28 protein-coding genes are annotated in these 16,395 nt (G+C 67.2%); 26 read left to right on the top strand and 2 right to left on the bottom strand.

The window, feature by feature from the left end; translation table 11 throughout:
- Positions 1 to 2: 2 nt before the first annotated feature.
- Positions 3 to 1,340 carry a carbohydrate-binding protein gene (locus tag ACYBSK_RS33950; protein ID WP_460244382.1) on the bottom strand — a complete coding sequence of 446 codons (1,338 nt, stop codon included), beginning with the start codon at positions 1,338 to 1,340 and terminating at the stop codon, positions 3 to 5.
- Positions 1,341 to 1,417: 77 nt separating this feature from the next.
- A complete protein-coding gene (locus ACYBSK_RS33945) occupies positions 1,418 to 2,365 on the bottom strand; it encodes a LysR family transcriptional regulator (protein ID WP_460244381.1) in 948 nt (315 codons plus the stop codon).
- Positions 2,366 to 2,871: 506 nt separating this feature from the next.
- On the opposite strand from ACYBSK_RS33945, the gene rpsJ reads away from it, so the two are divergent.
- The 26 genes from rpsJ to rpmJ all read left to right on the top strand — a co-directional run bounded on the left by rpsJ (position 2,872) and on the right by rpmJ (position 16,386).
- Positions 2,872 to 3,180 carry a 30S ribosomal protein S10 gene (rpsJ, locus tag ACYBSK_RS33940; protein ID WP_003948644.1) on the top strand — a complete coding sequence of 103 codons (309 nt, stop codon included), beginning with the start codon at positions 2,872 to 2,874 and terminating at the stop codon, positions 3,178 to 3,180.
- Between the two features lie 17 nt (positions 3,181 to 3,197).
- On the top strand, positions 3,198 to 3,842 hold the full coding sequence (rplC, locus tag ACYBSK_RS33935; RefSeq protein WP_457481083.1) for a 50S ribosomal protein L3: 645 nt from the start codon (positions 3,198 to 3,200) through the stop codon (positions 3,840 to 3,842).
- Positions 3,843 to 3,850: 8 nt separating this feature from the next.
- Entirely contained in the window at positions 3,851 to 4,504 is a 654-nt protein-coding gene (gene rplD / locus ACYBSK_RS33930) for a 50S ribosomal protein L4 (RefSeq protein ID WP_457481082.1), read from the top strand.
- On the top strand, positions 4,504 to 4,923 hold the full coding sequence (rplW, locus tag ACYBSK_RS33925) for a 50S ribosomal protein L23 (RefSeq protein WP_457481081.1): 420 nt from the start codon (positions 4,504 to 4,506) through the stop codon (positions 4,921 to 4,923). Before rplD ends, rplW begins: the two co-directional genes overlap by 1 nt.
- Positions 4,924 to 4,961: 38 nt before the next feature.
- A complete protein-coding gene (gene rplB, locus ACYBSK_RS33920) occupies positions 4,962 to 5,798 on the top strand; it encodes a 50S ribosomal protein L2 (RefSeq protein ID WP_457481080.1) in 837 nt (278 codons plus the stop codon).
- A gap of 12 nt (positions 5,799 to 5,810) precedes the next feature.
- Positions 5,811 to 6,092: a 30S ribosomal protein S19 gene (gene rpsS, locus ACYBSK_RS33915; RefSeq protein ID WP_055718840.1), complete on the top strand. Its 282-nt coding sequence runs from the start codon at positions 5,811 to 5,813 to the stop codon at positions 6,090 to 6,092.
- 42 nt (positions 6,093 to 6,134) lie between these two features.
- Positions 6,135 to 6,482 carry a 50S ribosomal protein L22 gene (rplV, locus tag ACYBSK_RS33910; RefSeq protein ID WP_306320968.1) on the top strand — a complete coding sequence of 116 codons (348 nt, stop codon included), beginning with the start codon at positions 6,135 to 6,137 and terminating at the stop codon, positions 6,480 to 6,482.
- On the top strand, positions 6,482 to 7,318 hold the full coding sequence (gene rpsC, locus ACYBSK_RS33905; RefSeq protein ID WP_306320969.1) for a 30S ribosomal protein S3: 837 nt from the start codon (positions 6,482 to 6,484) through the stop codon (positions 7,316 to 7,318). Before rplV ends, rpsC begins: the two co-directional genes overlap by 1 nt.
- Positions 7,319 to 7,323: 5 nt before the next feature.
- The gene (rplP, locus tag ACYBSK_RS33900) at positions 7,324 to 7,743 is read left to right on the top strand and encodes a 50S ribosomal protein L16 (protein ID WP_059424836.1); all 420 of its coding nucleotides are present in this window, start codon (positions 7,324 to 7,326) and stop codon (positions 7,741 to 7,743) included.
- Positions 7,743 to 7,967 (top strand): 50S ribosomal protein L29, encoded by a 225-nt coding sequence (rpmC, locus tag ACYBSK_RS33895; protein WP_030174543.1) that lies wholly within the window; start codon positions 7,743 to 7,745, stop codon positions 7,965 to 7,967. The genes rplP and rpmC overlap by 1 nt, the downstream gene beginning before the upstream one ends.
- Entirely contained in the window at positions 7,967 to 8,251 is a 285-nt protein-coding gene (gene rpsQ / locus ACYBSK_RS33890) for a 30S ribosomal protein S17 (protein ID WP_266713085.1), read from the top strand. Before rpmC ends, rpsQ begins: the two co-directional genes overlap by 1 nt.
- 103 nt (positions 8,252 to 8,354) lie before the next feature.
- Positions 8,355 to 8,723, top strand: a complete 369-nt coding sequence (gene rplN / locus ACYBSK_RS33885; protein WP_003974257.1) for a 50S ribosomal protein L14 — start codon at positions 8,355 to 8,357, stop codon at positions 8,721 to 8,723.
- 2 nt (positions 8,724 to 8,725) lie between these two features.
- A complete protein-coding gene (gene rplX, locus ACYBSK_RS33880) occupies positions 8,726 to 9,049 on the top strand; it encodes a 50S ribosomal protein L24 (protein ID WP_016645174.1) in 324 nt (107 codons plus the stop codon).
- Positions 9,049 to 9,606, top strand: coding sequence for a 50S ribosomal protein L5 (gene rplE, locus ACYBSK_RS33875; protein ID WP_389270534.1), 558 nt, complete (start codon positions 9,049 to 9,051; stop codon positions 9,604 to 9,606). The genes rplX and rplE overlap by 1 nt, the downstream gene beginning before the upstream one ends.
- Before the next feature lie 5 nt (positions 9,607 to 9,611).
- Positions 9,612 to 9,797, top strand: coding sequence for a type Z 30S ribosomal protein S14 (locus ACYBSK_RS33870; RefSeq protein ID WP_003948630.1), 186 nt, complete (start codon positions 9,612 to 9,614; stop codon positions 9,795 to 9,797).
- A gap of 226 nt (positions 9,798 to 10,023) precedes the next feature.
- Positions 10,024 to 10,422: a 30S ribosomal protein S8 gene (gene rpsH / locus ACYBSK_RS33865; RefSeq protein WP_158989430.1), complete on the top strand. Its 399-nt coding sequence runs from the start codon at positions 10,024 to 10,026 to the stop codon at positions 10,420 to 10,422.
- A gap of 24 nt (positions 10,423 to 10,446) precedes the next feature.
- Complete coding sequence (rplF, locus tag ACYBSK_RS33860) at positions 10,447 to 10,986, top strand: 50S ribosomal protein L6 (RefSeq protein WP_457481079.1); 540 nt, start codon at positions 10,447 to 10,449, stop codon at positions 10,984 to 10,986.
- Positions 10,987 to 10,989: 3 nt separating this feature from the next.
- Entirely contained in the window at positions 10,990 to 11,373 is a 384-nt protein-coding gene (gene rplR, locus ACYBSK_RS33855) for a 50S ribosomal protein L18 (protein ID WP_404147812.1), read from the top strand.
- Positions 11,374 to 11,416: 43 nt separating this feature from the next.
- Positions 11,417 to 12,022, top strand: coding sequence for a 30S ribosomal protein S5 (gene rpsE, locus ACYBSK_RS33850; RefSeq protein WP_266713097.1), 606 nt, complete (start codon positions 11,417 to 11,419; stop codon positions 12,020 to 12,022).
- Entirely contained in the window at positions 12,022 to 12,204 is a 183-nt protein-coding gene (gene rpmD / locus ACYBSK_RS33845; protein ID WP_005481207.1) for a 50S ribosomal protein L30, read from the top strand. The genes rpsE and rpmD overlap by 1 nt, the downstream gene beginning before the upstream one ends.
- Positions 12,205 to 12,206: 2 nt before the next feature.
- Complete coding sequence (rplO, locus tag ACYBSK_RS33840) at positions 12,207 to 12,662, top strand: 50S ribosomal protein L15 (RefSeq protein ID WP_457481078.1); 456 nt, start codon at positions 12,207 to 12,209, stop codon at positions 12,660 to 12,662.
- A gap of 243 nt (positions 12,663 to 12,905) precedes the next feature.
- Positions 12,906 to 14,222 (top strand): preprotein translocase subunit SecY, encoded by a 1,317-nt coding sequence (secY, locus tag ACYBSK_RS33835; protein ID WP_457481077.1) that lies wholly within the window; start codon positions 12,906 to 12,908, stop codon positions 14,220 to 14,222.
- Positions 14,222 to 14,869, top strand: a complete 648-nt coding sequence (locus ACYBSK_RS33830) for an adenylate kinase (RefSeq protein WP_460244380.1) — start codon at positions 14,222 to 14,224, stop codon at positions 14,867 to 14,869. The genes secY and ACYBSK_RS33830 overlap by 1 nt, the downstream gene beginning before the upstream one ends.
- Before the next feature lie 143 nt (positions 14,870 to 15,012).
- Positions 15,013 to 15,852, top strand: a complete 840-nt coding sequence (gene map, locus ACYBSK_RS33825) for a type I methionyl aminopeptidase (RefSeq protein ID WP_457481075.1) — start codon at positions 15,013 to 15,015, stop codon at positions 15,850 to 15,852.
- A 140-nt stretch (positions 15,853 to 15,992) separates the two neighbouring features.
- Positions 15,993 to 16,214, top strand: a complete 222-nt coding sequence (gene infA / locus ACYBSK_RS33820) for a translation initiation factor IF-1 (RefSeq protein ID WP_003948620.1) — start codon at positions 15,993 to 15,995, stop codon at positions 16,212 to 16,214.
- 58 nt (positions 16,215 to 16,272) lie between these two features.
- Positions 16,273 to 16,386 (top strand): 50S ribosomal protein L36, encoded by a 114-nt coding sequence (gene rpmJ / locus ACYBSK_RS33815; protein ID WP_003974245.1) that lies wholly within the window; start codon positions 16,273 to 16,275, stop codon positions 16,384 to 16,386.
- Positions 16,387 to 16,395: the final 9 nt, after the last annotated feature.

The raw sequence follows: 16,395 nt of genomic DNA, 5'->3' as shown, positions 1-16,395 counted from the left end.
CCTCACGCGCGCTGCCACAGCGCGGGCACGTTCGGGGGCTCCCAGCCCGGCTGCGCCTGGTGGCCCTGGAGGCAGCGGTACGCGGCGCCGCCGTACGTCACCGTGGCGCCCGCCTGGTAGACGGTGCCCGCGGCCCAGGTGCCGCCCGGCTCGCCCGGTTCACCGGGGTCGCCGCCGCCGGTGGTCCGCAGCGTCAGGCCGTAGGTCTGGAGCAGCGGGTTGATCGGCTGGAAGAACGTGGTGCCGCCGCTGGTGCAGTTGCCGGAGCCGCCGGAGGTGACGCCCTGGGCCTGGCTGCCGGAGATGAACGAGCCGCCGGAGTCGCCCGGTTCGGCGCACACCGAGGTGCGGGTCACGCCCGAGATGGTGCCCTCGGGGTAGGTGACGCTGGTGTTCAGCTGCTGGACCGTGCCGCAGTGCCAGCCCGTGGTGGAGCCCGAGCGGCACACGGACGCGCCGACGGTCGCCTGCGTGGAACCGGCGACCTGGACGCTGGAGCCGTTGACGTTCGGGGTCGCGGTCCAGGACGCGTTGGTGGCCACCCACGCCATGTCGCGGCCCGGGAACGTCGACGCCTGGAAGGTGCCCTGCGCGACCCGGTTGTACCCGGTGGTGCTCGTGCCCGCCCGGCCGCAGTGCCCGGCCGTGGCGAAGCCCTGCTGGGTGCCGCGGGTGACCGGGAAACCGATGGAACAGCGGCCGCTGTTGTTCATGTAGTACGCGTCGCCGCCCCGCAGGTCGTACAGCGGGCGAGGCTGCCCGGCCGACTCCGCGACCCGTACGAGCCCGTCGGCCACCTTCGCGGCGTTCAGCAGCGCGGGCACGGCGGAGCGCCGACTCGCCTCCACCACAAGGGAGTTGGAGCGTACGTCGACGTACCAGACGGGCGTCGTCGTGGTGTCGTGGTGCCGCGCCGCCCGGTCGACGCGGGCCTTCGCGGCGTCGAGCTCGGCCAGCGAGTGGCGGACGACGGTGGCGTCGGCGCCCGCCGCCTCGATGCGGGGGACATCGGCGGCGTCGGTCGTCGCCACGGTCAGCCCGGCGGATTCGGCGCCGTGCACCCAGGCGCCCGCGAAGTCGCGGCCGAGGGCGAGCCTCAGGCGGCCCGCGGTGGCGCCCGCGTCGGCCTCGTCGGCCAGGCGCTGCCGGGCCTGCGCGGGGTCGAGGCCGAGGTCCCGCTGCATCGCCCTCAGCAGGGCGGGCGGGGCGTCCTGCGTGCGCGCGGTGTCGGCGGGGGAGGGGGCGGGGGCGGCGCTCGCGGAGCTGCCGAGCCCCGCGACGATCAGCGCGGCGGACGTCGTCAGGGCCGCGCACACGGCCCTGGTGCGTCTGTGGAGCATGGTGTCTCCTCGGTTTCGGTCGTGTCGGTGGGGAGGTGCCGAAACCGTAGGAACGCCGCCGCCGGGCGCGTAAGACGTCAGCCGACCCCGGGGCCCGGCGTTATGGAAGCCCCGTTCGTGGCCGCGCGGGCGGCGTCCGCGTGCGCGCCGCGGGCCTGCGCGAGGACGAGCGCGGCGATGTCCGGGTGCTGGGTACCGGGGTGCAGCCCCAGCAGGTGCCGCCACAGCAGCGGGGTCCCGGTGAGCGGGCGGACGGCGATGCCGGGCGTCGGCGGGAACGTGGCCCGGCACAGGCCCACGGCCCGGCCCACCCGTACCAGGTGCGCGCAGGACGCGGTGTCCGTCTCGTACATGCGGAGCGGGGTGAAGCCCGCGCGGGCGCAGGCCGCGGTGAAGCAGTCCGCGAAGCAGCCGTCGCCGGGCACGCACGCCCACGCCTCGGCGGCCAGCGCCGCGAGGTCCACCCGCGGCAGGCCGGCCGCCGGGTGCCCCTCGGGCAGCATCACGCAGACCGGGTCCGGGGCGATCTCCCGCCATTCCAGGTGGGCGGGGCCCGGCGGGGGAGCGGCGCCGCAGGTGCCGAGCAGCGCGTAGTCGAGGAGGCCCTGGTCCACGTGGTCCGCCAGCTCCCGCTCGGACCAGGTGGCGCGGGTGGTCACGGCGGTGTCCGGCAGCACGCCGGCGAGGCGGTCGACCAGGGCGCCGAGCAGCGGGCCGTGCGTGCCGCCGAGCCGCAGGGCGTCGCGGGCCCGCCCGCCGCGGGCGAACCGGGTCGCCTCCTGCTGGAGCCCGGAGACGGCCGGGAGCACGATCCGGGCCCGCTCCAGGACCAGCTCACCGAGGGCGGTGGCGCGCACCCCGTGCCTTCCGCGCTCGAAGAGCTCCCCGCCGAGGATCCGCTCGATCCGCCTGAGCTGGGCGCTCAGCGCGGGCTGGGCCAGACCGAGTACGGTCGCCGCCCTGGTGAGACTGCCCGCGTCGGCGATCGCCCGGACCGTCCTGAGGTGCCGCAACTCCAGCTCCATGAAGGGAGCTTGGGGTGTGGGAGCGGTACGGGCAAGGGGCTGGTGCAGACCAGTAGCGCCCCGTGGGGCGAGTGCGACACGGACACCCCTGGTTTGACCTTCGTCACTGAGGGGGTACTCTCTTCGGCTCGATTGGCCCCGGGAGTGCCCTCTGTGGCAGACTGTCGGGGTTGCTCGGTTGAGTGCCGATGCTGCGCGCCTCCCGCCGGGAGGACCGGAAGCGAGTCCCACAGTACTCGTCGGCTGTATCTACCCCTCGGGGTAGCAATCGGCCGGACGTACGGGAATCTTCCGGGAAGCTCAGCGCGGTGTCTCGGCCAGGCGCTCGGTGGGTTTCTTCCCCCGTGTACATGCGGTTCTTGGGCCGCAGACCCCTTAGCAGGGACATCCATGCGGATATTTCTGTCAGCGGGACTGCGACACGCCCGACCGCGTGGGGCGGAGGAAGTGTGAAACAGGGCCCCCGGGTTCCAGAGCGTTACGAGAGACAGGACTACTAAGTAGCCATGGCGGGACAGAAGATCCGCATCCGGCTCAAGGCCTACGACCACGAGGTCATCGACTCCTCGGCGAAGAAGATCGTCGAGACGGTGACCCGCACTGGTGCGTCGGTCGCGGGCCCGGTGCCGCTGCCTACCGAGAAGAACGTGTACTGCGTCATCAAGTCGCCGCACAAGTACAAGGACTCTCGCGAGCACTTCGAGATGCGCACGCACAAGCGCCTCATCGACATCCTCGACCCGACCCCGAAGACCGTTGACTCCCTGATGCGACTCGACCTTCCGGCCGGCGTCGACATCGAGATCAAGCTCTGAGGGCCGGTGATCTGAAGATGACTAAGCAGATCAAGGGCATCCTGGGCGAGAAGCTCGGCATGACGCAGGTGTGGGACGAGAACAACCGTGTTGTTCCGGTCACCGTCGTCAAGGCCGGTCCGAACGTGATCACCCAGGTTCGCACCAACGACGTCGACGGTTACGACTCCGTCCAGCTCGCCTTCGGCGAGATCGACCCGCGCAAGGTGAACAAGCCCCTCAAGGGCCACTTCGCCAAGGCCGATGTCACCCCCCGTCGCCACCTCGTCGAGATCCGTACCGCTGACGCCAGCGAGTACACCCTCGGCCAGGAGATCACCGCTGAGGTGTTCGACGGCGGCGTGAAGGTCGACGTGACCGGCCAGAGCAAGGGCAAGGGCTTCGCCGGCGGCATGAAGCGCCACAACTTCCGTGGTGGCAAGGCATCGCACGGTGCCCACCGCGTGCACCGCAAGCCGGGTTCCATCGGCGGTTGCGCCACCCCCGGCCGTGTGTTCAAGGGCACCCGCATGGCGGGCCGCATGGGCAACGAGCGGGTCACCACCCAGAACCTGACCGTCCACGCCGTTGACGCGGAGAAGGGTCTGCTGCTCATCAAGGGCGCGGTTCCTGGTCCGAACGGCGGCCTCGTCCTGGTCCGTACCGCGACCAAGGGGGCCTGAGGTAACCGATGAGCACTGTTGACATCCTTTCGCCGGCGGGCGACAAGGCCGGGTCCGTCGAGCTCCCCGCGGAGATCTTCGACGTCGAGAAGGTCAGCGTTCCGCTGATCCACCAGGTCGTCGTCGCGCAGCTGGCCGCTGCCCGTCAGGGCACGCACAAGACCAAGACCCGTGGCGAAGTCCGCGGCGGTGGCAAGAAGCCGTACCGCCAGAAGGGCACCGGCCGCGCCCGTCAGGGCTCGACCCGTGCGCCGCAGTTCGCCGGCGGTGGCGTCGTCCACGGCCCCGTGCCGCGTGACTACTCGCAGCGGACCCCGAAGAAGATGAAGGCTGCCGCGCTGCGTCACGCCCTCACCGACCGGGCCCGCAACGCTCGCATCCACGTCGTCTCCGGCGTGGTCGAGGGCGAGGTCTCCACGAAGGCCGCCAAGTCGCTGTTCGGCAAGATCTCGGAGCGCAAGAACGTGCTCCTGGTCGCCGAGCGCACCGACGAGGCCGCGTGGCTCTCCGCCCGCAACCTGCCCCAGGTCCACATCCTGGAGCCGGGCCAGCTGAACACGTACGACGTTCTCGTCTCGGACGATGTGGTCTTCACCCAGGCCGCTTTCGAGTCCTTCGTGTCTGGCCCCAAGGCCGCTGACACCGAAGGGAGCGAGGCCTGATGGCTACGCGTCACCCGAGCATTGCGCCCAAGGCCGCCAAGGCCGCCAAGGCCGCGCGCGTCGCCAAGGCGAAGCGCATCGCGACCGAGGGCAAGATCGCCGTTGAGCCCACGCCGCTGAGCAAGTCGTTCTCGGACCCGCGCGACGTCCTCGTCAAGCCGGTCGTCTCCGAGAAGTCCTACGCGCTTCTCGACGAGGGCAAGTACACGTTCATCGTGGCTCCTGGCGCCAACAAGACCCAGATCAAGCAGGCCGTCGAGACGGTCTTCTCGGTCAAGGTCACCGGCGTCAACACGATCAACCGCCAGGGCAAGCGGAAGCGTACGCGCACCGGGTTCGGCAAGCGTGCCGACACCAAGCGCGCCATCGTGACCCTCGCTGAGGGCGACCGTATCGACATCTTCGGCCAGGCCTCCTAACGGAGCGCTTGGTCCGAATATCGGACGAGGACTGAGAAATGGGAATCCGCAAGTACAAGCCGACGACGCCGGGCCGCCGTGGCTCCTCCGTCGCCGACTTCGTCGAGGTAACGCGGTCCACGCCGGAGAAGTCGCTGGTCCGCCCGCTGCACAGCAAGGGCGGCCGTAACAACGCCGGTCGGATCACCGTTCGCCACCAGGGTGGCGGACACAAGCGCGCCTACCGCGTGATCGACTTCCGTCGTCACGACAAGGACGGCGTGCCGGCGAAGGTCGCTCACATCGAGTACGACCCGAACCGCACTGCGCGCATCGCGCTCCTGCACTACGCGGACGGCGAGAAGCGCTACATCCTGGCTCCGCGCGGTCTCGCGCAGGGCGCCAAGGTGGAGAACGGCCCCGCTGCCGACATCAAGCCCGGTAACAACCTGGCGCTCCGCAACATCCCGGTCGGTACCACGATCCACGCGATCGAGCTCCGTCCCGGTGGTGGCGCCAAGTTCGCCCGCTCCGCGGGTGCCTCCGTGCAGCTGCTCGCGAAGGAGGGCTCGATGGCCCACCTTCGTATGCCCTCCGGCGAGATCCGCCTGGTCGACGTGCGCTGCCGCGCCACCGTCGGCGAGGTCGGCAACGCCGAGCAGAGCAACATCAACTGGGGCAAGGCCGGCCGCATGCGCTGGAAGGGCGTCCGCCCGACCGTGCGTGGTGTCGTCATGAACCCGGTCGACCACCCGCACGGTGGTGGTGAAGGCAAGACCTCCGGTGGTCGCCACCCGGTCTCGCCGTGGGGCAAGAAGGAGGGTCGTACTCGTGATCGCAACAAGGCGAGCAACAAGTACATCGTCCGCCGCCGCAAGTCGAACAAGAAGCGCTAGGAGCGGGTTTAGATGCCGCGCAGTCTCAAGAAGGGACCCTTCGTCGACGGCCACCTCGTAAAGAAGGTGGACGCTCAGAACGAAGCCGGTACCAAGAACGTCATCAAGACCTGGTCCCGCCGCTCGATGATCGTTCCCAGCATGCTGGGTCACACGATCGCGGTGCACAACGGCAAGACCCACATCCCGGTGTTCGTCACCGAGTCGATGGTCGGCCACAAGCTCGGCGAGTTCTCGCCGACGCGCACCTTCCGGGGTCACGTCAAGGACGACCGGAAGTCGAAGCGCCGCTAAGGCGGGGTGGAATCGACTATGACTAACACCGAAGGGACAACCATGGAAGCCAGGGCCCAGGCGCGGTACATCCGCGTCACGCCCATGAAGGCCCGCCGCGTGGTGGACCTCATCCGTGGCATGGACGCCACGGAGGCTCAGGCGGTCCTGCGTTTCGCCCCGCAGGCCGCGAGCCAGCCGGTGGGCAAGGTGCTCGACAGCGCCATCGCCAACGCCGCGCACAACTACGACCACACCGACGCCTCGTCGCTGTTCATCAGCGAGGCGTACGTGGACGAGGGCCCGACCCTGAAGCGGTTCCGTCCGCGTGCTCAGGGCCGTGCCTACCGGATCCGTAAGCGGACCAGCCACATCACCGTGGTCGTCAGCAGCAAGGAAGGAACCCGGTAATGGGCCAGAAGGTAAACCCGCACGGGTTCCGGCTCGGTGTCACGACCGACTTCAAGTCGCGTTGGTACGCCGACAAGCTGTACAAGGACTACGTCAAGGAAGACGTCGCCATCCGTCGGATGATGACGTCCGGCATGGAGCGCGCCGGCATCTCGAAGGTGGAGATCGAGCGCACCCGTGACCGCGTGCGTGTGGACATCCACACCGCTCGTCCCGGCATCGTCATCGGCCGTCGTGGCGCCGAGGCCGACCGCATCCGCGGTGACCTCGAGAAGCTCACGGGCAAGCAGGTCCAGCTGAACATCCTCGAGGTCAAGAGCCCCGAGACCGACGCTCAGCTGGTTGCTCAGGCTGTTGCCGAGCAGCTGTCCTCCCGCGTCTCCTTCCGTCGTGCCATGCGCAAGAGCATGCAGGGCACGATGAAGGCCGGCGCCAAGGGCATCAAGATCCAGTGTGGCGGTCGTCTCGGCGGTGCCGAGATGTCCCGTTCGGAGTTCTACCGCGAGGGCCGCGTGCCCCTGCACACGCTCCGCGCCAACGTGGACTACGGCTTCTTCGAGGCCAAGACGACCTTCGGCCGCATCGGCGTGAAGGTCTGGATCTACAAGGGCGACGTCAAGAACATCGCCGAGGTTCGCGCCGAGAACGCCGCTGCCCGCGCCGGTAACCGTCCGGCCCGTGGTGGCAACGACCGCCCGGCCCGTGGTGGCCGCGGTGGCGAGCGTGGCGGTCGCGGTCGTAAGCCGCAGCAGCAGCAGGCTCCGGCCGCCGAGGCCCCCAAGGCCGACGCGCCCGCCGCTGCCGCTCCGGCTGAGAGCACCGGAACGGAGGCCTGACCGAAATGCTGATCCCCCGTAGGGTCAAGCACCGCAAGCAGCACCACCCGAAGCGCAGCGGTATGTCCAAGGGTGGCACGCAGGTTGCGTTCGGCGAGTACGGCATCCAGGCGCTCACCCCGGCGTACGTGACGAACCGTCAGATCGAGGCCGCTCGTATCGCCATGACGCGTCACATCAAGCGTGGCGGCAAGGTCTGGATCAACATCTACCCGGACCGCCCCCTCACCAAGAAGCCTGCCGAGACCCGCATGGGTTCCGGTAAGGGTTCGCCGGAGTGGTGGGTCGCCAACGTCAAGCCCGGACGCGTGATGTTCGAGCTGTCGTACCCCAACGAGAAGATCGCGCGTGAGGCGCTGACTCGTGCAGCGCACAAGCTGCCGATGAAGTGCAAGATCGTTAAGCGCGAGGCAGGTGAAGCGTGATGTCGGCCGGAACCAAGGCGTCTGAGCTGCGCGAGCTGGGCAACGAGGAGCTTCTGGGCAAGCTCCGCGAGGCCAAGGAAGAGCTGTTCAACCTCCGCTTCCAGGCGGCGACCGGTCAGCTCGAGAACCACGGCCGGCTCAAGGCCGTCCGCAAGGACATCGCGCGGATCTACACCCTCATGCGCGAGCGCGAGCTGGGCATCGAGACGGTGGAGAGCGCCTGATGAGCGAGAAGACTGTGACTGAAGAGACTGCCGCCCGCGGCTTCCGCAAGACCCGTGAGGGCCTTGTCGTCAGCGACAAGATGGACAAGACCGTCGTCGTCGCTGTCGAGGACCGCGTCAAGCACGCCCTGTACGGCAAGGTCATCCGCCGTACGAACAAGCTCAAGGCGCACGACGAGCAGAACGCTGCCGGCGTCGGCGACCGCGTCCTCCTGATGGAGACGCGTCCGCTGTCGGCGAGCAAGCGCTGGCGCATCGTCGAGATCCTCGAGAAGGCCAAGTAATTCTCTGAGGCATCCCTCAGAGTTCGTTCCGCCAGGCTCGGCAGGGGCCCTCTCGTAAGAGAGAAGCCCCTGCCGGGAACCGGCAGACAATCAGGAGATAGACGTGATCCAGCAGGAGTCGCGACTGCGCGTCGCCGACAACACGGGTGCGAAGGAAATTCTCACCATCCGTGTTCTCGGTGGCTCGGGTCGCCGCTACGCGGGCATCGGTGACGTCATCGTCGCCACCGTCAAGGACGCGATCCCCGGTGGCAACGTGAAGAAGGGTGACGTCGTCAAGGCGGTCATCGTTCGCACCGTCAAGGAGCGCCGCCGTCCGGACGGCTCGTACATCCGCTTCGACGAGAACGCCGCCGTCATTCTGAAGAACGACGGCGACCCTCGCGGCACCCGTATCTTCGGCCCGGTGGGCCGTGAGCTGCGCGAGAAGAAGTTCATGAAGATCATCTCGCTCGCGCCGGAGGTGCTGTAAGCATGAAGATCAAGAAGGGCGACCTGGTCCAGGTCATCACCGGTAAGGACAAGGGCAAGCAGGGCAAGGTCATTGCCGCTTACCCGCGCGACGAGCGTGTCCTGGTCGAGGGTGTCAACCGGGTCAAGAAGCACACGAAGGCCGGCCCGACCGCCAGCGGCTCGCAGGCCGGCGGCATCGTGACGACCGAGGCCCCCGTCCACGTCTCCAACGTCCAGCTGGTCGTGGAGAAGGACGGCAACAAGGTTGTCACGCGCGTCGGTTACCGCTTCGACGACGAGGGCAACAAGATCCGCGTTGCCAAGCGGACGGGTGAGGACATCTGATGACGACCACCACCACTCCGCGTCTCAAGACGAAGTACCGCGAGGAGATCACGGCGAAGCTGCAGGAGGAGTTCTCGTACGAGAACGTCATGCAGATTCCCGGTCTCGTGAAGGTCGTCGTGAACATGGGTGTCGGCGACGCCGCCCGTGACTCGAAGCTCATGGACGGTGCCGTCCGTGACCTCACGACGATCACCGGCCAGAAGCCGGCCATCACCAAGGCTCGCAAGTCCATCGCGCAGTTCAAGCTGCGTGAGGGTCAGCCGATCGGTGCCCACGTCACGCTTCGTGGCGACCGCATGTGGGAGTTCCTGGACCGCACCCTGTCGCTCGCGCTTCCGCGCATCCGCGACTTCCGTGGTCTGTCCCCCAAGCAGTTCGACGGCCGTGGCAACTACACCTTCGGTCTCACCGAGCAGGTCATGTTCCACGAGATCGACCAGGACAAGATCGACCGCGTCCGGGGTATGGACATCACCGTGGTCACCACGGCGACCAACGACGACGAGGGCCGCGCCCTCCTTCGTCACCTCGGCTTCCCGTTCAAGGAGGCGTAAGCGAGATGGCGAAGAAGGCTCTTATTGCCAAGGCTGCTCGTAAGCCGAAGTTCGGTGTCCGCGGCTACACGCGCTGCCAGCGCTGCGGCCGTCCGCACTCCGTGTACCGCAAGTTCGGCCTCTGCCGCGTGTGCCTTCGTGAGATGGCTCACCGTGGCGAGCTGCCGGGCGTGACCAAGAGCTCCTGGTAATCACCTACTGCCCTTTGGGCCGTAGGGGATTGTCCGGATCTCTCGGTAAGTAGAGGGTCGGCAGAGGCCCCAGCTCTCATGGCTTACGCTAGGAGGGTTGGGCGCTTCTGCCGCCCTGACCGACTTACTACGCCGTAGGTCCCCGCGCCGCACCCGTCCCGCCCCTGTGTGGGGAGAGGGATGGCGCATACAGGAAACCCCGGCGAGAGAGGCCGAAGGCCAATTCATGACCATGACTGATCCGATCGCAGACATGCTTACGCGTCTGCGGAACGCGAACTCGGCATACCACGACTCCGTGTCGATGCCGCACAGCAAGATCAAGTCGCACATCGCGGAGATCCTCCAGCAGGAGGGTTTCATCACCGGCTGGAAGGTCGAGGACGCCGAGGTCGGCAAGAACCTCGTCCTGGAGCTGAAGTTCGGCCCGAACCGTGAGCGTTCGATCGCCGGCATCAAGCGCATCTCCAAGCCGGGTCTGCGTGTTTACGCGAAGTCCACCAACCTGCCGAAGGTTCTCGGTGGCCTCGGCGTGGCGATCATCTCCACGTCGCACGGTCTCCTGACCGGCCAGCAGGCAGGCAAGAAGGGCGTGGGTGGGGAAGTCCTCGCCTACGTCTGGTAGCGGAAGGGAACGGAGGAAACAGCTATGTCGCGTATTGGCAAGCTCCCCATCACGGTTCCCGCCGGCGTGGACGTCACCATCGACGGCCAGACGGTCACGGTCAAGGGTTCCAAGGGCACCCTGGCTCACACCGTCGCGGCGCCGATCGAGATCGCCAAGGGTGAGGACGGCGTTCTGAACGTCACCCGCCCGAACGACGAGCGTCAGAACAAGGCCCTGCACGGCCTGTCCCGCACGCTGGTGGCGAACATGATCACCGGCGTGACCACGGGTTACGTGAAGAAGCTCGAGATCAGCGGTGTCGGTTACCGCGTCCTGGCGAAGGGCTCCAACCTGGAGTTCTCGCTCGGCTACAGCCACCCGATCCTGGTCGAGGCGCCCGAGGGCATCTCGTTCAAGGTCGAGTCGCCGACCAAGTTCTCGGTCGAGGGCATCGACAAGCAGAAGGTCGGCGAGGTTGCGGCCAACATCCGCAAGCTGCGCAAGCCCGACCCGTACAAGGCCAAGGGCGTCAAGTACGAAGGCGAAGTCATCCGCCGCAAGGTCGGAAAGGCGGGTAAGTAAGCCATGGCATACGGTCAGAAGATCGCTAAGGGCGACGCTTACAAGCGTGCGGCCATCAAGCGCCGCCACATCCGTATCCGCAAGCACATCTCGGGTACGGCCGAGCGCCCGCGCCTGGTCGTGACGCGTTCGAACCGCAACATCGTGGCCCAGGTCATCGACGACGTTAAGGGTCACACCCTCGCGTCGGCGTCGACCCTGGACACCTCGATCCGCGGTGGCGAGGGCGACAAGTCCGCCCAGGCCAAGTCGGTCGGCGCCCTGGTCGCCGAGCGCGCCAAGGCCGCCGGTGTCGAGACTGTCGTGTTCGACCGTGGTGGTAACCAGTACGCCGGGCGCATCGCTGCCCTGGCGGACGCCGCCCGCGAAGCCGGACTCAAGTTCTGAGTCCTGGTTCCGTAGCTAGCGGAAACAGAGAGAGGTAATTCCAATGGCTGGACCCCAGCGCCGCGGTGGCGGTGCCGGTGGCGGCGAGCGGCGGGACCGGAAGGGTCGCGACGGTGGCAACGCCGCCGAGAAGACCGCGTACGTTGAGCGCGTTGTCGCGATCAACCGCGTCGCCAAGGTTGTGAAGGGTGGTCGTCGCTTCAGCTTCACCGCGCTGGTCGTGGTGGGCGACGGTGACGGCACCGTGGGTGTCGGTTACGGCAAGGCCAAGGAGGTGCCGGCCGCCATCGCCAAGGGTGTTGAGGAGGCCAAGAAGCACTTCTTCAAGGTCCCCCGTATCCAGGGCACCATCCCGCACCCGATCACGGGCGAGAAGGCTGCGGGCGTCGTCCTGCTCAAGCCGGCTTCCCCCGGTACCGGTGTTATCGCCGGTGGTCCGGTGCGCGCCGTGCTCGAGTGCGCGGGCGTGCACGACATCCTGTCGAAGTCGCTCGGTTCGTCGAACGCGATCAACATCGTGCACGCCACGGTGGAGGCCCTGCGTGGTCTGCAGCGTCCCGAGGAGATCGCGGCTCGCCGTGGTCTGCCCCTCGAGGACGTCGCCCCCGCGGCCCTGCTGCGTGCGCGTGCCGGGGCTGGTGCTGCGTAATGGCACAGCTCAAGATCACGCAGACGAAGTCGTACATCGGCAGCAAGCAGAACCACCGTGACACCCTGCGTTCCCTTGGTCTCAAGGGCATCAACACGCAGGTCGTCAAGGAGGATCGTCCCGAGTTCCGCGGCATGGTGCACACCGTCCGCCACCTCGTGACGGTCGAGGAGGTCGACTGATCATGGGTGAGCAGAACCCGCTCAAGATCCACAACCTCCGTCCGGCCCCCGGCGCCAAGACCGCCAAGACCCGTGTCGGTCGTGGTGAGGCGTCGAAGGGTAAGACGGCAGGTCGCGGTACCAAGGGTACGAAGGCCCGTTACCAGGTTCCGGAGCGCTTCGAGGGTGGCCAGATGCCCCTCCACATGCGTCTTCCGAAGCTGAAGGGCTTCAAGAACCCCTTCAAGGTCGAGTTCCAGGTCGTGAACCTGGACAAGCTCGCCTCGCTGTACCCCGAGGGTGGCGAAGTCACCGTCGAGGGTCTGGTGGAGAAGGGTGCTGTCCGTAAGAACAGCCTCGTCAAGGTCCTGGGCCAGGGCGAGATCTCCGTGGCGCTGCAGGTGACGGTCGACGCCGTCTCCGGCTCCGCCAAGGAGAAGATCACCGCCGCCGGCGGTACGGTCACCGAGCTCGTCTGAGTCCAGACATCGGCTCGATGACCCGAGCGATCCCTACCGGGGATGCCCCACATATGGGGCATCCCCGGTTGGTCGTTCCAAGGGGGGCAGTTGCGCCGGTAAGGTGGCGTCCGCTGTTAAGTTCCGGGCTTTGTGTGCCCCCGGCACCAAACCCGGCTCTTGGCCGTTAGACCGTTTACGTATTTGTCGAATCCTCAAGACCGTCACCTCTGACGCACGCGCGCGGGGGTCGCAGGAGGCACCGTGCTCACCGCGTTCGCCCGGGCGTTCAAGACGCCCGACCTGCGCAAGAAGCTGCTCTTCACGCTGGGCATCATCGTGATCTACCGGCTCGGGGCGCACATCCCGATCCCCGGCGTCGACTACACGAATGTCCAGACGTGCATGGATGCGGCCAAGTCCGGATCGAACGGGCTGTTCGGCCTGGTGAACATGTTCAGTGGCGGCGCGCTGCTGCAGATCACCATCTTCGCGCTGGGCATCATGCCGTACATCACCGCGAGCATCATTCTGCAGCTGCTCACCGTGGTGATCCCGCGCCTCGAAGCCCTCAAGAAGGAGGGGCAGGCCGGCACGGCGAAGATCACGCAGTACACGCGTTATCTGACCGTGGCGCTCGCCGTCCTCCAGGGCACGGGCCTCGTCGCTACCGCTCGCACCGGCGCGCTCTTCCAGGGCTGCCCCGTCGCCAGCGAGATCGTGCCCGACCAGTCGATCTTCGTCACCGTCACGATGGTCATCGTGATGACCGCCGGTACCTGCGTCATGATGTGGCTCGGCGAGCTGATCACCGACCGCGGCATCGGCAACGGCATGTCGATCCTGATGTTCATCTCGATCGCCGCCACCTTCCCGGCGGCCCTGTGGGCCATCAAGGAGCAGGGCTCGCTGGCCGACGGCTGGATCGAGTTCGGCACGGTCATCCTCGTCGGCCTGGTCATGGTCGCCCTGGTGGTCTTCGTCGAGCAGGCCCAGCGCCGTATCCCGGTGCAGTACGCGAAGCGCATGATCGGCCGTCGTTCCTACGGCGGTACGTCCACGTACATCCCGCTCAAGGTGAACCAGGCCGGTGTGATCCCGGTCATCTTCGCGTCGTCGCTGCTCTACATCCCCGCCCTGGTCGCGCAGTTCGCGGGAGGCGATTCCGGCTGGAAAATCTGGATCGACGACCACCTGACCAAGGGAAATCACCCGATTTATATCGTCACGTACTTCCTCCTGATCGTGTTCTTCGCCTTCTTCTACGTGGCGATCTCGTTCAACCCCGAGGAAGTCGCCGACAACATGAAGAAGTATGGTGGCTTCATCCCGGGCATCCGGGCTGGCCGACCGACCGCTGAGTACCTGAGTTACGTGCTCAACCGGATCACCTGGCCGGGTTCGCTGTATTTGGGCCTGATCGCTCTCGTGCCGACGATGGCGTTGGTTGGTTTCGGGGCAAACCAGAACTTCCCGTTCGGTGGTACGAGCATCCTGATCATCGTGGGTGTGGGCCTGGAGACGGTGAAGCAGATCGAGAGCCAGCTCCAGCAGCGCAATTACGAAGGGTTCCTCCGCTGATGCGAATCGTCCTCGTCGGGCCGCCCGGTGCTGGCAAGGGAACGCAGGCCGCGTTCCTGGCCAAGAACCTGTCGATTCCGCACATCTCCACGGGCGACCTCTTCCGTGCCAACATCAGCCAGGGCACGGACCTCGGCAAGCAGGCCAAGTCCTACATGGACGCCGGCCAGCTCGTCCCGGACGAGGTCACCATCGGGATGGCGAAGGACCGCATGGAGCAGCCGGACGCCGTGAACGGCTTCCTGCTCGACGGCTTCCCGCGCAACGTCTCGCAGGCCGAGGCGCTCGACGTCGCCCTCAAGGCCGACGCCGTCACGCTGGACGCGGTTCTGGACCTGGAGGTCCCCGAGGACGAGGTGGTCAAGCGCATCGCCGGCCGCCGCATCTGCCGTAACGACTCGGCGCACGTGTTCCACGTCGTGTACAAGCAGCCGGAGACCGAGGGCGTCTGTGACGTCTGCGGCGGCGAGCTGTACCAGCGCGACGACGACAAGGAAGAGACCGTGCGCAAGCGGCTCGAGGTCTACCACACGCAGACCGAGCCGATCATCGACTACTACCGGGAGCAGGGGCTCGTCGTGACGATCCCCGCCCTCGGCAAGGTCGAGGAGGTCACGGCGCGGGCCATGGAGGCCCTGAAGCGCTGAGCGCCTCACCCGTTGTACGTGCCTGAGGCCGCGGTTCCCCGTCGGGGGGACCGCGGCCTTAGTGTTGGTGGGGAGTGGACTACCGGACGTACGTAACGGACGTACGTGACCCTCGTACCGGATGACGGAGAGCGCAGGCCCCCATGGTGCAGATCAAGACCCCCGACCAGATTCGCAAGATGCGGGAGGCGGGGCTTGTCGTCGCGGCGATCCACGCGGCGACCCGTGAGGCGGCCGTGCCCGGCGCGACCACCAAGGATCTGGACGAGATCGCCCGCAAGGTGCTCGCCGAGCACGGGGCGAAGTCGAACTTCCTCGGGTACGGGGGGTTCCCCGCGACCATCTGCACCTCGAAGAACGAGGTGGTGGTGCACGGCATCCCGAGCGACGACGTCGTCCTGGAGGACGGCGACATCATCTCGATCGACTGCGGCGCGATCGTCGACGGGTGGCACGGTGACGCCGCGTACACCGCGTTCGTCGGGTCCGGGCACTCGGCGGAGCTGATCGAGCTGTCGCGGGTGACGGAGGAGTCGATGTGGGCCGGGCTCGCGGCCATGAAGACCGGCAACCGGCTGGTCGACATCTCGCGGGCCATCGAGTCGTACATCCGGCGGCAGCCGAAGCCGGGCGGCGGCAAGTACGGGATCGTCGAGGACTACGGCGGCCACGGCATCGGGACCGAGATGCACATGGACCCGCATCTGCTGAACTACGTCGAGCGGCGGCGGGGCAAGGGGCCGAAGCTGGTGCCCGGGTTCTGCCTCGCCATCGAGCCGATGGTCTCCCTCGGTACGCCGAAGACGGAGACGCTGGCCGACGACTGGACCGTCATCACGACGGACGGCACGTGGTCCTCGCACTGGGAGCACTCGGTGGCGCTCACGGAGGACGGGCCGCTCGTCCTGACGGCGCCGGACGGCGGCAGGGCGAAGCTGGCGGAGCTGGGCGTCACGGCGGCGCCGGACCCGCTGGGGGCTTAACGATCTACGGGGTGGGGCAGAATCACGAGATTCGTCTTTCCGGGGGTACTGACGTAGACTGACTCGTCGGCTGTCGTGTATGCGCATGTCTCCATGCGCTCACGCAAGTCGATCAAGGTAGTCGATTCGAAGGGCGAAGCGTGGCCAAGAAGCAAGGTGCCATCGAGATCGAGGGCACTGTCGTCGAGTCTCTGCCGAACGCCATGTTCAAGGTCGAGCTCCAGAACGGCCACCAGGTCCTGGCACACATCAGCGGCAAGATGCGCATGCACTACATCCGCATCCTCCCTGACGACCGGGTCGTGGTGGAGCTGTCTCCGTACGACCTGACGCGTGGCCGGATCGTCTACCGGTACAAGTAGATCTTGCCCGAATCCCGCTTCGGCGGGCTGCCGGCAACTGACCCGGAGAACCTCACCCATGAAGGTCAAGCCGAGCGTCAAGAAGATCTGCGACAAGTGCAGGGTGATCCGCCGTCACGGTCGGGTCATGGTGATCTGCGACAACCCGCGCCACAAGCAGCGCCAGGGCTGATCCAGAACC

The organism is Streptomyces sp. BYX5S (genome assembly GCF_054724165.1).
This window is presented reverse-complemented; position numbering and strand designations above follow the sequence as displayed.